Genomic DNA, 11975 nt, shown 5'->3' with positions numbered 1-11975 from the left:
GAGAGAATGTGTGCGACAGGCGACGCGGAAAGCTAGATGGGAAGGTCGTCGTTCGGCAACTGCGTTACGCGTGCGGTGGGCTCAGCCACGCCATCGGTGCGCCGGTGAGGGCGGCGTCGGCGAGGCGATGAGCGGACGCTGTCTTAAGTGCCGCCCGCGAGCTGTCGATCCAGCGCTGAACGTCTGCGACTCCCTGGTGCCGGTATTCGACCGCTTGGACGAGGCACTCCAACTTGTCCGCGTCGCGGGCCACGATGGCTTCCCAGGTTTCGCCGGCCTCGTACTCGGCGACGGCAGCGTTGATCACATCGGCAACGGCGGGTGGGCAATCGGCTACCTGGTCGGCGGTGACGGCGGTGTTGGGCGCGGCCGTGAGATAGCGCTTGGCGATGTGCGGGATGTCGGTGATCCGGGTTTCCTGAGTGTCGTGCAGGACGCACAACATCGAGACGCGAGCCGGGTCGGCGCCCTCCATGGCCGCGAGCATCATGCCGATGAGCGCCGTGCGGAACGAGTGCTCGGCGATCGACTCGGGGTGCTTCACGCCGGCGAACCACCAGCCGGTACGGGCGGCGCGCTTGAGCACGCCGGCCTCAAAGATGAAGCTCATGGCTCCTGCGGCGTCCTGGTCCTCGCTCATCTGCCCGTCCCTGTACCGGTGACTCCGTCAGCACGGAGGCTGTAGAGGATAGACGTTAGTTCTTGTCGTGACTGCGTGGATACCTGGTCGCTGTCGAGCAGCGCGGCGCACCGGTCGGCCAGTGCCTGCCCGGTGGCGAGGTCATCGTGGGTGAGACCGCGCCTCGCCATGAGTAGAGCCCAGAGGTTGTGCACGTTGAGGTCGACGAACGGGTGGCCGATGGTGAGGCGGTCAACCAGGTGCCGGAACAGTACGACTCCTCGCCAGTCGCCGAGAGCAGTGGGCATGAACGAGTCGTCGCGATGCCGGTACGGAATCTCACCGACCCAGTAGGCGGAGTAGTTGAGGGCGGCCCGCTCGCAGGCATCGTCCGGGTGGGCGCGGGTGATGAAGTCTCTCAGCGGCTCGGGGTCTCCCTGGTTCGCGAGGGAAGTCACCATCGACCGGATGTCGGGCCACAGCGGTGACCAGGTGTGGAAGCGGGTGATCTGGCGAGTTGTCCGGGTGGTGCCTTCGGCGATCCATGACGCGGACGCGCCTGTGGGATCCATGCCGGCAAGGAAGCAGGCTTGCCGGTGCAGCAGGACATCCGGGTCGCGTTCGAAGGCGGAGCGTTCAGCGAGCACGCGCAGGCGTACGAAGAAGGCCCGTCTCTCGTCGGCGGACAGGAGCGGGGCGGTCGCCACGGGGCCGCGTCGGCGGGTTGTGGGGAGGCTTCTGATGAAGGTCGGCGTCTGTCCGAGAACGCTCCAGAGGATCAGGTCGGTCAGACGGTGCGTCAGCACCGACCAGCCGAGAGGTTGTTCGGCGATGGGGGATCGGCCGGCGTCGTCCCGGAGGAGCGCCGCAAGGATGAGGTCTGCCTCGGCGGCATCGTCGAGAGCGGCCAGCAGCTTCGTGTTCGCTCCGAGCCGTCCGAGCCGCTGGCGAATCGCAACGGCCTGACCGAATGGCACGGCGGTGAACGGTCTGCGCCCCGACTCCCAGCTCTGAACGGTCACCCGGTCCACGTCCAGATGCGCGGCGAGTTGTTCTTGGGTGAGCGGCACGGATTCCCGAACGAGCTTCAGGAGATAGCCCGTCACCTCGCCTCGATGCGGCGTGGAACTGCGGTGACCTGCCAACTGACATCCCTACGTTGACCGGTGGTCGACGTTTCGCCGGACGCGGACCGCGAGGTGGCGTTCCTGGTCGGCTCACTCGTACCGCTGGTGAGTCCAATGATCGACGCCGTGATCGTAGCGTCGCAGTTACCGAACGTTCCAGATCCGGTCCGCGATTCGTGGCCGGTCGAATTCCGCTGCCCTGCGGAGGAAACGGCGATGCGGGAGAGGACACCACCGTGGAGACGAGTCACCTACGACCAGTACGTGATCGCTGCTGCTTTGACGCTCGCACGTCGGCATCGCCCCAAATGGTCGTGGCGGAAGTGGCGGTGGGTGTGCCGCTGTGGTGCGGACCTGCCGTGCCGGAACCGCCACCGCGTACCGATCAATCGCGGTCACTGGCCGCCGCAGGAGGACCAGTGAGGACTGCGGAACAGGCGATCCTGGCGGTGCATGTACGGGGTCTGGACGGGATGTGCGTGGGTTGTCGGCTGTGGTGGGCGCGGCTGACTCCGTACCCCTGCTGGCAGGTCGCGTGGGCGACCAGCCGGCAGGCGCGCGCGAGCGTCGCCCGCTTCCTGGGGGTGCGCGGGTGAGCACCCACGGGCCGGTGCTGCCGGTCTGGACGTGCGGCGGGTGCGGTGCGCCGTGGCCGTGCGCGACGCGGCGGCGGGAGCTGCTTGCGGAGTACGAGGGCGCGCCGGTGTCGCTGGCGGTGTACCTGGGGGCGCAGCTGGTGCGGGCGACGGCGGATCTGAGCTGGGCGCCGGCCGGGACGTTGTACCGGCGGTTCCTGGGGTGGCTGCGGTGAGCGTGTTGCGGGCCGGGGACGAGAAGTTCCACTACAGCGACGGGTCGCACCGGTGGACGGCGCCGGATCCGGAGTACGACCAGGAGGTGTGGGAGGAGCAGGTCCGCCAGCACAAGCTGGGGCACCTGCGCAACGAGCGTCCAAGGGTACGCATCCGCCGAATCGGGTGACGGGTGCGAGAGTGGGCCGGTGACTCACCCGCTCGCGCGCCGCGTCTACGACACCTGCCACCTCACCGGCCGGTTTCATCTCCGATCCGGGCAGGTCAGCGACGAGTACTTCGACAAGTACCTGTTCGAGGGGAAGCCGGAGCTGCTGCGCGAGGTCGCCGAGGCGATGGTGGCTCTGCTTCCGGAGTGCGACGTGTTGGCGGGGATGGAGATGGGCGGCATCCCGATCGCCACGGTGATGTCGCAGCTGACCGGGCTGCCGACGGTCTTCGTGCGTAAGCAGGCCAAGGAGTACGGGACCGCGAAACTGGCCGAGGGCGGTCGCGTGAGCGGTCTGCGGGTCGTGGTGGTCGAGGACGTCGTGACCACCGGAGGCGCGCTCCTGACCTCGTGCGGACAACTACGGTCCGTCGGTGCCCAGGTCGAGACGGTGGTCTGCGCCATCGACCGCGAGCAGGGTGGCCGGGAGAACCTGGCGGCCGAGGGGCTGCACCTCCGCGCCGCCCTCACCCGTCGTGATCTTGAGGCATCGCTGACGGCGTGAAGCTAGGGCTGCTCCGGGCCGCTGCTGGCGTTGTACGAGTTCTTGGCGGCGACCACTGCCGCCTGGATGTGCTCGGGGTCGACGCCGTGGACGTTGAGCGGCGGGTGCAGACGCCGGACGAGTTCGGCCTCGATGACCGTTGGCTCGGCATCCTCCGCCCAGGTCAGGCGCAGGTGCTCGTGCATCCACGCGGTCAGCCGTTTCTCGTCCTCGGGGATGAGGACGACGCGGTCGGTCCAAGTGGTCCGGAAGCCCTCGGACACGAGAAGACCGGCCAACGTGCGGCGCAGCGTCGAGCTGCCCGACCGTCGTAGATGGTTGCGCAGGATCCGGCCCCGCAGGCTGGTGGCCCGGCCCAGATAGAGCATCCGCCATGACGGATCGGTGTCGTTCGGCGGTCCGGGGAGGTCGGGGAGGACCGAAGGAGCAGCCCACCAGGCGTAGACGCCGCCACCACGGGCGAGCCGCTTGACGGCGACGTCGAGCGCGACCGGCGGGCCGGTCAGCAACCGCAGGGCCTCGTCGACCCGCTCTTCGTCGGTCGGGACGTCGGCGGGTCGCCGTTCGGGGAAGGTCACCGGGACCATCCTAGGCGCTCGACCGGTCGAGATCGGGTGGGGATGCGCTCCGCACCTGGACACCGGCAGGGTGATCAGCAGGCGACTTTCATGACCTGCTCAGCCGGCGGTGCCGAGGGACCGAGCGCCCGCCCGATCTGCGGCACAGGAGTGCGCTGCCGGCCTGTGCGTGCGAGCGCGACGGTGCGCTGCGTCACGCAGCCGATGCTAGGTTCGCCGGCATGACGGTGCAGATCACGGCCGGGGAGTTCCACGCGGCCGACGGTGTCGAGGACTGGCGCTGCCTCTACCACGTGGTCTCGGCGTATTTCCGCACCGGCTCGCTAACGAAGGGCATAGCGTTCGTCGATGAGATCGGCCGGCTCGCCGGTGGCGCGGAGCAGCAGTACGTCAACGTCGATCTGCGTCATGTCGGCGTCACGGTGTCCCTGTTGTCGCGCGACGTCGCGCTGGCCCGGCGGATCTCGGCTGCCGCCAGGGATCTGGACATCCCCGCCGACCCGACCGCCGTGCAGCTCGTCAACGTCACTCTCGACGCGCTGGTCGGCGCGGACGTGCTGCCGTTCTGGCGGGCGCTGCTGGGTTACCGCCAGATCGACGACGACTATCTGGCCGACCCGGCGCGTCGGGGTCCGGGCTTCGGGCTGCAGCCGATGGACGCCGGGCGCCCACAACGCAACCGCATGCACCTCGATGTCGCCGTCCCACATGATCAGGCCGAGGCCCGAATCGCCGCCGCGTTGGCTGCGGGTGGCCGGCTGGTCTCCGATGCGCACGCACCGAAGTGGTGGGTATTGGCCGACGTCGAGGGCAATGAAGCGTGCGTCGCCACCTGGGTCGGCCGATAGTGGTGGCCCTCTCGAAGGCTGGACCATCGGCCACACTGACGGCATGACGACGGTCGTGCCCATAGGCGCCGCCCATCCGGCGTTCGATCAGGTAGCTGCTCTGTTCGACGACTACCGGGTGCACTACGGCCAACCGTCGGCCCCGGAGACAACCCGCTCCTGGCTGCAGGACCAGATCGCACAACACCGGATCTCCGCCGCTGCCGCCATCCGAGCTGATCACGTCCGCGGCTTCATCACGGTCACGGTCACGCCGGCATCGCTCAGGCTGGGCACCTCGTGGTCGATCCGCGACCTCTACGTGGCCCCGCACCATCGCCGTAGCGGCATCGCGAAGGCCCTGCTCCAGCACGTCATCCGCAACGCCCGTGCCGCCGGCGCGCATCGCGTGTCGCTCCAAACCGAGACCGACAACATCCCCGCCCTGGCGCTCTACACCGAGATCGGCTTCAAGCCCGTCACCGGCCTGGAACTACTCAACCTCACCTTCGACCCCACCCTCCAAGATCCGGGAGACAGGGCCTAGACGTCGCGCCGTGGCCTTGCGCGACGCGGCGGCGGGAGCTGCTTGCGGAGTACGAGGGTGCGCCGGCCCTTTCCGCCTGGTAGAGGGTCGGTGGTGCGTGGGACGCTCCCGTCATGCGTATCGCCGAGCACATTGCCGCGCTGGATGAGGAAGGCGCCCGACTGGCAGAGGCGGCGGACCGGGCGGGCCTGGACGCACCCGTGCCCACCTGCCCTGGATGGCAGGTCCGTGATCTGCTGCGCCATGTCAGCGGCGTCCATCGCTGGGCCACGGGCCACGTCATCACGGGGCGCCATCAGCCTTACTCCAGTCGCGAGGAGGCGGAGTTCTTCGCCGCAGTCGAGGACGACGAGCTGCTGGACTGGTTTCGGGAGGGCCACCGCGCACTCGTGGACACGCTGGCAGCGGCTGACGAGAGCGTTGAATGCTGGACGTTTCTGCCCGCGCCCTCGCCGTTGGCGTTCTGGGCACGTCGCCAGGCTCACGAAACCGCGGTACACCGTGCCGATGCCGAGTCGGCTGTCTCAACGGTTCCCTCCTGGGCCCCCTCCTTCGCCGCTGACGGCATCGACGAACTGCTCAATGGCTTCTTCGGGCGGCCCGGTGGGCTTCTGGTGGCCGATCCACCCGTCAGCATGGCTCTTGTGCCGACTGATATCGACGCGGGATGGACGCTCTCCATCGAGCCGGCCGGGCGCCGCCTGGTAGCCGGTGAGATGCCGGCCCAGTTGACCGTCGTGGGACCTGCGTCCGAGCTCTACCTCCTGCTGTGGAACCGGAGTGGGACCGAGCGCCTCGAACTACGCGGGGACGCGGCCGTCTTGGATCTCTGGCGGGCAAAGGCCACGATCACCTGGAAGTGACGCCGTCATCCCGGCGAGGTCAGCCCGGTGCCGCCCACCGTGGTCCCATCCGCTCGTCGACAGACCCGGACGGGTGAGACAGGCGGGGAAGCGGCAGGCGGCGCGGTACAGCCCCCCACATCACCGGCTCACGTCATTCCGCAGGCACGATACGGAGGTTCAGCAGCATGTCCTCGAAGGCCTCGGGTCCGAATCGTGCCGCCACGATGTGCACCGGTGAACACGCCATGTCCAGCGTCACGTCGCCCACGGGACGCCTCTCGACGCCGGTCACCACCAGAGTCGTCTCTCGCACTGTCACGTCCTCGATCGTGACGTCATAGCCGAGCACAGGACGGTCCCCGACCGAGAGAATGACGACCGTCTCCTTCGCGAGGTCTACCGGCGGCGGCGGTGGGACAGGCTGCCGTCCGGCATTGATCGATGCCCAGTGCTGCGCCCACGATCCCGATCGACGAATCAGGAACAGGCCGTAACCTCGTGAGGTGTCGGCCTTGGCCTGCCCGTGGTACAGCGTGCGAAAGGTCCCGGCACGTCCGGACGATCTGCTCACCCGCTGACCCTACTGGCGCTGACCCTCGAAACAGCTTCCGTCTACGTCCGGCGGCTCGGGCGCGAAAGTATTCGGACGGTTGGTGCGGCACGTCGGCGGCATGAGTACACCCCCGGTCTTGAGCCGGGCTCCCCGCCGTCAGGTAACTCTGTCGCCGTGTCGTGCCGGGCCTGGCGACAATGGTCACAGGACAGCGATACGACGAGGGTCGAAGGGTGTTGCTGGAGTGGGTCGACGGTTGGGCGGACGCGAATGGCCGGTGATGGTCAGCACCGTTCACCTCGGGCGCCATCGGTACCGGGTCATGCGGCAGGCACGACCGCCGGGGTTCGCCGGTCTGTACGAGGGCCCTCTTGGAGCCCAGTTCTGCCTCGACAAGGAAACAGCGACGCTGTTCGCTCTGGCGTGGGACTGGCTGCCCGGTCGCCGCACACGATGGTCTATCTTCCCCTTCGTCGCGACACGTCCCCACCATCACAGTTGGGGGCGCCCGCTCGACCTGGTGTTGCTGCATCACCGCCTCGCGTTCCCGCTGTCGCGGTGGAAGCAGGTCCGCTCCCGGTTGGGGACCGGCCGGCCACACACCGTGGTGCTACCCGCTCAGGCGTGGCCGGCGCGGTTGACCGCCGATCACCGGCGAGTCCGGTATCGAGAGTTCCGCGATCATCTGCGGTGGGACATCGCCGCCGACACGTTGGTGCTCACCGGCAGCCGTGAAGCGTTCGAGTTGGAAGCCGACCAGGTCCGCGCCTTGGCCGAGGAGTGCCCCGCCCATCGCGCTCGCATGCCAGGCACGCCGGTGATGCCGGGGGTCCGGCAGTGGCCGGCCACGGCACGCAACTCGCGGCAGATCCGTATGGCGGCCCGCTTGGCAGCCCGGGGAAGGGGGCTCGTGCTGGGAACGCCGATGCATGTGCCGGTGGATCTACTCCTACAGGTACCGCTGCTACGCACCGTCTGACGTCTTTACGAGCGCGGTGTCGGCTCGGCGTGGTGATCGAGCTGCCGTGAGTACTCCGGGACGATGGTGTTCGTACCGAACGACGGACGTGTGCCGGACATGCTCACCGAGCAGCCAGCATCCGTGCGTGAGCGGCTGTTTCGAAGCGAGCTGAAGGTCGTCCAGGGCATCGCGGATGCCATCGACCTGTCCGAAGTGATCAGGCCGCCTTCCGGGTCGAACGGGTCGGATCTCTTGACTCTCGACCCGGTCGAGGGCCGACCCTTCCCGAGTGACGTATGAGGAGCACGACCAAAGATCAGTCCCGCTCGCGATCGACCTGGAGATGCTGCGGCCGGTGCTGCGCGCCGGCTGGGGAGCGGACACCTGCGACCCGCACGACCTGGAGGATTGGCACGCCGGCAACCCAGCCCGTGGGCAGTGCGGGGTGACCGCGCTGATCATTCAGGACCTGCTCGGCGGAGAGCTGATCCTCGGCGAGGTCCACGCCGGAGACACCAAGGTCGGCCACCACTACTGGAACCGGCTGGCCGACGGCCGCGAGGTGGACCTGACTGCCGACCAGTTCCAGCCGTCGGAAGTCGTCGTCGGCGGTCAGGTTCAGCAACGCCCGCCGGGCCCACCCGTCCGGTGCCGCAGGCAGTACGAGATCCTGCGGGACCGCGTCCTCGTCGCCCTCTACGGTGCCGCACCCCGTTTGCTCGTTCCGGACGGGATGCGAGGCTGACCGCGTGGCTTACCGAACGCCCGCCCTCCGGTGACGCCCGCATGAGCCTGGTGTCGGCGTTCGTACCGATCTGGATCCTCACCGCTGTCGGTTACGCGTCCTGTCGCTGGGGCCTGCTGGGCGAGGCCGCGGCGTCGGTGCTCGGCCGGTTCGTGTTCCAGCTCGCGATGCCGGCCGCCCTGTTCCTGGCACTGGCCCGGATGCCGCTGTCCGGGTTCGCGGGCCGCTCGTTGCTCGCCTTCGGGGTGAGCACCGTCGCCGTGGTCGGGTTCGGGTGGGCCGGCGCGAGCCGGCTGTTCGGTCGTAAGCCCGGCGAGCGGCCGATCTGGGGCATGGCCGCCGGGTACGTGAACTCGGCGAACCTCGGCATCCCGATCGCGACGCAGGTTCTCGGCGACGTGTCGTTCCTGGCGGTGGTGGTGCTGCTGCAGGTGCTGGTGGTGGCACCCGTGATCGTGGTCGTGCTGGACCGGCGCAGCGACCCGGCCGGGCGGGTCCGGGTGCGCCGGGTTGCCTCGCTGCCCGTACGCAATCCGGTGATCCTGGCGTCGCTGCTCGGTGTCGCGTGCTCCGCTGCCGGTGTGCGTCTGCCGGCGGCGGCCGCCGCGTCGCTGACGCTGCTTGCGGGCGCCGCGGCGCCCGCCGCCCTGGTCGCGCTCGGCGCGTCGCTGCACCCCGCGGCACCGTCGCGGGCGGAACCGACCGGGCCCGGAGAGCTGGCCGCGATCAGCGCGCTGAAGCTTGTCGCACAACCTGTCATCGCGTACGCGGCCGGCCTGGCCCTGCACCTGTCCGCGCCGCAGTTGCTCGCCGTGGTGGTGTGCGCGGGCCTGCCGACGGCGCAGAACACGTTCATCTTCGCCCAGGAGTACGGCGTCGGCGAGGCGGTCGCCAACCGGGCGGTGGTGGTGACGACGACGCTGTCGCTGGCCACGCTGGCTGCGGCGGCGGCGCTGCTCGGGTAGCTACCGCTCGGCGGGGAACCGCCTCCACTGCCCCTCGGAGACGACCTCGACCGTGCCGTCGACCACTGTGATCGCCGTCTGGTCGTCGATCGCGTACGCCGGACCGGCGACCTCGGCCGCCCACTTCTCGGCGTTCGCCATGGTGTTGTCCGGTTCGAGGCCCAGGTGCGGGAAGATCGAGAAGTCGACGAGCCCCAGCGTGCGGTCGTCAGGCGCGGACTGCCATTCGACGAAGTCCGTCCCGACGCGCGGGGTCAGCACCATGCTGCCCGCGCTCAACCCCACCCAGACGGTGTCAGGTAGCGACGGCAGCAGGTCCGCCAGCCCGGACTGCCGCATCCAGTGGCACAGGTACGTCGCGTCGCCGCCGTGCACCAGGATGACGTCCGCCTCGCGGACCCAGGGGACCCACCGCTCCTGGCCGATGCTCGGTAGCGCGGTCAGCTCCAGGACGCCCAGCGACTTCCAGCCCAGCCCGGTCATGGGCAACGGCGTCTGACCGGTGATGAAACGCCAGGCCGAGGCCGGCCCGCCCATCGGGTAGGCGGCCGTGGGGATGCAGAGCGCGTGGGACTCGGCGATCGGCTTGCTCAGCAGGCCGACCAGCGCATCGTGAATGCTCGGATTCTGGACGCCCGCGGATGTGAGAAGAAGCTTCACGCCTACCTCCGGTAGTAGCGGCTGGGTGCACGGGAATGCAGACCGGGCACCGCATCGAAACTCATCGCCACGCGCGTCGCGTCATTCGCGGATCTCCATCGCCGCCACCAGGCCGTCGTCGAGGCGGTAGACGTGCGTGACGGTGTGGTCGGCGAGCTTCGTTCCGGCTTTGTCGTGCACCACCTGATGAACGGTGACGGCGATCCGGCCGTCCGGCTCCGTGCGGAACGCCGTCGGTGTGACGACGGGTTCGAGCTGGTCCCACTGCCGCCGCCAGTAGGCACTTACCTGGTCCCGGCCGCTGAGGACGCCTCCCTCCCAGCCGTTGGGCCACGAGACGTCCGGCGTCATGGCGGCCAGCAGCGTGGGGATGTCACGCCTGTTGAAGGCCGCGTAGAGGTTCGTGAGCAGCGGCGAGTCCATCGAGCCAGCATGGCCGGTGGACAAGGCATCGTGACGACCTATTCGCGGTCAGCAGAATCGGCCCCGGCGGGGCGTCGGTGACGACGGCGGGGCGTCCGCGATGCTGTGGGCGTGGAGTACGTGTCCAGAGTGCCGCGACCGCCGCTGGACGAGCTGATCGACGACCTCTACTACCTGGAGGGCACGCCCCCGTACCCCCGGCTGACGCTGCCGCCGATGCCGGCGGCGCTGCTCATCGTCAACCTCGGCGCGCCGTTCCGCGTCCGCGGTGGCACCGACGTCGAGACCACCGGGTACGCCGACGGCTGCGTGATCACCACGCCCACCCGCGCGTTCGAGTTCGGCTACCCGCGCCCGACCCGGTCCGTCGGCGTACACGTCAAGCCGTGGGGCCTGGCGCCGTTCCTGCCGGTGCCCGCGGCCGAGCTGCGCGACCGGCCGGTGACGCTGGAGCAGGTCTGGGGCCGGCCCGCCGTCGCCGACCTGCGCGACCGGCTGGCCACGGCCGACGGGCCGCACAAGATGCTGGCGCTGCTGGAGGAGGAGCTGAGGCGACGGCTGTCCGAGACCACCGGGCTGGGGCTGGTCCGGCACACGAGCGGCGTCATCGCGGCGACCAGCGGCGCGGTGCCGATCGGCGACCTGAGGACGGCAGCCGGCGTGAGCAGCACCCATCTGACGCAGCGGTTCAAGGAACTCGTCGGCGTCACACCGAAGCGGCTGGCCCGCACCTACCGCTTCGCCGCCGCCGTGTTCGCGATCGACCCCACCCGGCCGGTCGACTGGGGCGAGCTGGCAAGCGACGCGGGCTACTTCGACCAGGCCCACTTCGGCCACGAGTTCCGGGCCTTCACCGGCCTCACACCCACCCGGTACGTCGAGGTCCGGCGGCGGTTCCTGCGCGAACACCCCGGCCACGTGATCGACGGCTGGTCACTGCCGGCCGATTGATTTCCTACAAGAACGGCGGCCCGCGACCCGCTAACTTGGGGACCACCCAAGGAAGGGGAGAACCGGCGTGGGCACTGTGGTCCTGTACAGCTCGGTGTCGGTGGACGGCTTCGTCGCGGACGACAACGACCAGCCCGGGCCGCTGTTCGACTGGTTGACCAGCGGTGACGTTCCGCTGGACGACAGCGGCGCGTTGCGGGTGTCGCAGACGTCCCACGACTACGTCCGGCCGTACTGGGACCGGATCGGGGTGACCGTCGTCGGCCGGCACGTGTTCGACCGGACCGACGGCTGGGACGGGACGCCGCCGAGCGGCATCGCCCACGTGGTCGTCGTGACGCACCGGCCGCCGCCCGAGGGTTGGAACCCCGGCGCGCCGTTCCACTTCGTCGACGGCGTCGAGGCGGCAGTGGCCAGGGCGCAGGAACTTGCGGGGGACCGCATCGTCGAGGTCGCCGCCGGTGACGTCGGCGGCCAGGCCCTCGCCGCGGGCCTGGTCGACGAGGTACGCATGGACGTCGTACCCGTCGTGTTGGGCTCCGGCAAGCGCTTCTTCGGGTCGGTCGACGCGCAGCACCTGCTGGAGGATCCGGACGTCGTGCTCCCGGGCGAGCGGGTGCTTCACCTGCGGTACCGGGTGCGCCGCTGA

At 69.4% G+C, this 11975-nt stretch carries 20 protein-coding genes; 13 read left to right on the top strand and 7 right to left on the bottom strand.

The window, feature by feature from the left end:
* Window positions 1-64: 64 nt before the first annotated feature.
* On the bottom strand, window positions 65-640 hold the full coding sequence (locus tag A4R25_RS08695; protein WP_064446241.1) for an HD family hydrolase: 576 nt from the start codon (window positions 638-640) through the stop codon (window positions 65-67).
* The gene (locus tag A4R25_RS08690) at window positions 637-1725 is read right to left on the bottom strand and encodes a helix-turn-helix domain-containing protein (protein ID WP_373887993.1); all 1089 of its coding nucleotides are present in this window, start codon (window positions 1723-1725) and stop codon (window positions 637-639) included. Before A4R25_RS08690 ends, A4R25_RS08695 begins: the two co-directional genes overlap by 4 nt.
* 257 nt (window positions 1726-1982) lie before the next feature.
* On the opposite strand from A4R25_RS08690, the gene A4R25_RS31745 reads away from it, so the two are divergent.
* Genes A4R25_RS31745 through pyrE form a run of 4 tightly spaced genes read left to right on the top strand, consistent with a single transcriptional unit; the run spans window position 1983 to window position 3271 of the window.
* Window positions 1983-2342 carry a hypothetical protein gene (locus tag A4R25_RS31745; protein ID WP_082930934.1) on the top strand — a complete coding sequence of 120 codons (360 nt, stop codon included), beginning with the start codon at window positions 1983-1985 and terminating at the stop codon, window positions 2340-2342.
* Window positions 2339-2557 carry a hypothetical protein gene (locus tag A4R25_RS08685; protein ID WP_064446239.1) on the top strand — a complete coding sequence of 73 codons (219 nt, stop codon included), beginning with the start codon at window positions 2339-2341 and terminating at the stop codon, window positions 2555-2557. The genes A4R25_RS31745 and A4R25_RS08685 overlap by 4 nt, the downstream gene beginning before the upstream one ends.
* Window positions 2554-2727 (top strand): hypothetical protein, encoded by a 174-nt coding sequence (locus A4R25_RS31420; RefSeq protein WP_166456489.1) that lies wholly within the window; start codon window positions 2554-2556, stop codon window positions 2725-2727. The genes A4R25_RS08685 and A4R25_RS31420 overlap by 4 nt, the downstream gene beginning before the upstream one ends.
* Before the next feature lie 19 nt (window positions 2728-2746).
* On the top strand, window positions 2747-3271 hold the full coding sequence (gene pyrE, locus A4R25_RS08675) for an orotate phosphoribosyltransferase (RefSeq protein ID WP_064446238.1): 525 nt from the start codon (window positions 2747-2749) through the stop codon (window positions 3269-3271).
* Between the two features lie 2 nt (window positions 3272-3273).
* Here pyrE and A4R25_RS08670 read toward each other — a convergent pair whose 3' ends face one another.
* On the bottom strand, window positions 3274-3858 hold the full coding sequence (locus A4R25_RS08670) for a GIY-YIG nuclease family protein (protein ID WP_064446237.1): 585 nt from the start codon (window positions 3856-3858) through the stop codon (window positions 3274-3276).
* 65 nt (window positions 3859-3923) lie between these two features.
* A complete protein-coding gene (locus tag A4R25_RS32025; RefSeq protein ID WP_255361251.1) occupies window positions 3924-4046 on the bottom strand; it encodes a hypothetical protein in 123 nt (40 codons plus the stop codon).
* 24 nt (window positions 4047-4070) lie between these two features.
* On the opposite strand from A4R25_RS32025, the gene A4R25_RS08665 reads away from it, so the two are divergent.
* The 3 genes from A4R25_RS08665 (at window position 4071) to A4R25_RS08655 (ending at window position 6086) form a co-directional block, all read left to right on the top strand.
* The gene (locus A4R25_RS08665; RefSeq protein ID WP_064446236.1) at window positions 4071-4697 is read left to right on the top strand and encodes a VOC family protein; all 627 of its coding nucleotides are present in this window, start codon (window positions 4071-4073) and stop codon (window positions 4695-4697) included.
* 43 nt (window positions 4698-4740) lie between these two features.
* Entirely contained in the window at window positions 4741-5223 is a 483-nt protein-coding gene (locus A4R25_RS08660) for an N-acetyltransferase (RefSeq protein WP_064446235.1), read from the top strand.
* 113 nt (window positions 5224-5336) lie between these two features.
* The gene (locus tag A4R25_RS08655) at window positions 5337-6086 is read left to right on the top strand and encodes a maleylpyruvate isomerase family mycothiol-dependent enzyme (protein WP_064446234.1); all 750 of its coding nucleotides are present in this window, start codon (window positions 5337-5339) and stop codon (window positions 6084-6086) included.
* 133 nt (window positions 6087-6219) lie between these two features.
* Here A4R25_RS08655 and A4R25_RS31030 read toward each other — a convergent pair whose 3' ends face one another.
* On the bottom strand, window positions 6220-6639 hold the full coding sequence (locus tag A4R25_RS31030; RefSeq protein WP_146074850.1) for a hypothetical protein: 420 nt from the start codon (window positions 6637-6639) through the stop codon (window positions 6220-6222).
* A 259-nt stretch (window positions 6640-6898) separates the two neighbouring features.
* Between A4R25_RS31030 and A4R25_RS08645 the strand changes: the two genes are divergently transcribed.
* From A4R25_RS08645 to A4R25_RS08630, 4 genes are all read left to right on the top strand, one after another.
* Window positions 6899-7600: a hypothetical protein gene (locus A4R25_RS08645; protein WP_064446232.1), complete on the top strand. Its 702-nt coding sequence runs from the start codon at window positions 6899-6901 to the stop codon at window positions 7598-7600.
* 63 nt (window positions 7601-7663) lie between these two features.
* Window positions 7664-7882: a hypothetical protein gene (locus A4R25_RS08640; protein ID WP_157538997.1), complete on the top strand. Its 219-nt coding sequence runs from the start codon at window positions 7664-7666 to the stop codon at window positions 7880-7882.
* Window positions 7872-8327: a hypothetical protein gene (locus A4R25_RS08635; protein ID WP_231915461.1), complete on the top strand. Its 456-nt coding sequence runs from the start codon at window positions 7872-7874 to the stop codon at window positions 8325-8327. Before A4R25_RS08640 ends, A4R25_RS08635 begins: the two co-directional genes overlap by 11 nt.
* 41 nt (window positions 8328-8368) lie before the next feature.
* Window positions 8369-9292, top strand: coding sequence for an AEC family transporter (locus tag A4R25_RS08630; RefSeq protein ID WP_064446230.1), 924 nt, complete (start codon window positions 8369-8371; stop codon window positions 9290-9292).
* Here A4R25_RS08630 and A4R25_RS08625 read toward each other — a convergent pair whose 3' ends face one another.
* Together A4R25_RS08625 and A4R25_RS08620 are read right to left on the bottom strand one after the other, a co-directional pair.
* Window positions 9293-9952 (bottom strand): Type 1 glutamine amidotransferase-like domain-containing protein, encoded by a 660-nt coding sequence (locus A4R25_RS08625; RefSeq protein ID WP_064446229.1) that lies wholly within the window; start codon window positions 9950-9952, stop codon window positions 9293-9295.
* Window positions 9953-10033: 81 nt separating this feature from the next.
* On the bottom strand, window positions 10034-10375 hold the full coding sequence (locus tag A4R25_RS08620) for a nuclear transport factor 2 family protein (RefSeq protein WP_064446228.1): 342 nt from the start codon (window positions 10373-10375) through the stop codon (window positions 10034-10036).
* Between the two features lie 111 nt (window positions 10376-10486).
* On the opposite strand from A4R25_RS08620, the gene A4R25_RS08615 reads away from it, so the two are divergent.
* Entirely contained in the window at window positions 10487-11326 is an 840-nt protein-coding gene (locus A4R25_RS08615; protein ID WP_231915460.1) for a helix-turn-helix domain-containing protein, read from the top strand.
* Between the two features lie 67 nt (window positions 11327-11393).
* The gene (locus A4R25_RS08610) at window positions 11394-11975 is read left to right on the top strand and encodes a dihydrofolate reductase family protein (protein ID WP_064446227.1); all 582 of its coding nucleotides are present in this window, start codon (window positions 11394-11396) and stop codon (window positions 11973-11975) included.

The organism is Micromonospora sp. NBRC 110037 (assembly GCF_001652995.1).
GTDB classification, from domain to species: domain Bacteria; phylum Actinomycetota; class Actinomycetes; order Mycobacteriales; family Micromonosporaceae; genus Micromonospora; species Micromonospora chalcea.
Note: the sequence above shows the minus strand (reverse complement) of the source record. Positions and strands in the feature narration are given on the sequence as shown.

Excerpts from the sequence above, each read along its gene's own strand:
- A4R25_RS08640 (WP_157538997.1), top strand. The coding sequence starts at position 7,664 with ATGGTGTTCGTACCGAACGACGGACGTGTGCCGGACATGCTCACCGAG.
- A4R25_RS08660 (WP_064446235.1), top strand. The coding sequence starts at position 4,741 with ATGACGACGGTCGTGCCCATAGGCGCCGCCCATCCGGCGTTCGATCAG.
- A4R25_RS08655 (WP_064446234.1), top strand. The coding sequence starts at position 5,337 with ATGCGTATCGCCGAGCACATTGCCGCGCTGGATGAGGAAGGCGCCCGA.
- A4R25_RS08620 (WP_064446228.1), bottom strand. The coding sequence starts at position 10,375 with ATGGACTCGCCGCTGCTCACGAACCTCTACGCGGCCTTCAACAGGCGT.
- A4R25_RS08665 (WP_064446236.1), top strand. The coding sequence starts at position 4,071 with ATGACGGTGCAGATCACGGCCGGGGAGTTCCACGCGGCCGACGGTGTC.
- A4R25_RS08695 (WP_064446241.1), bottom strand. The coding sequence starts at position 640 with ATGAGCGAGGACCAGGACGCCGCAGGAGCCATGAGCTTCATCTTTGAG.
- A4R25_RS08630 (WP_064446230.1), top strand. The coding sequence starts at position 8,369 with ATGAGCCTGGTGTCGGCGTTCGTACCGATCTGGATCCTCACCGCTGTC.
- A4R25_RS08670 (WP_064446237.1), bottom strand. The coding sequence starts at position 3,858 with ATGGTCCCGGTGACCTTCCCCGAACGGCGACCCGCCGACGTCCCGACC.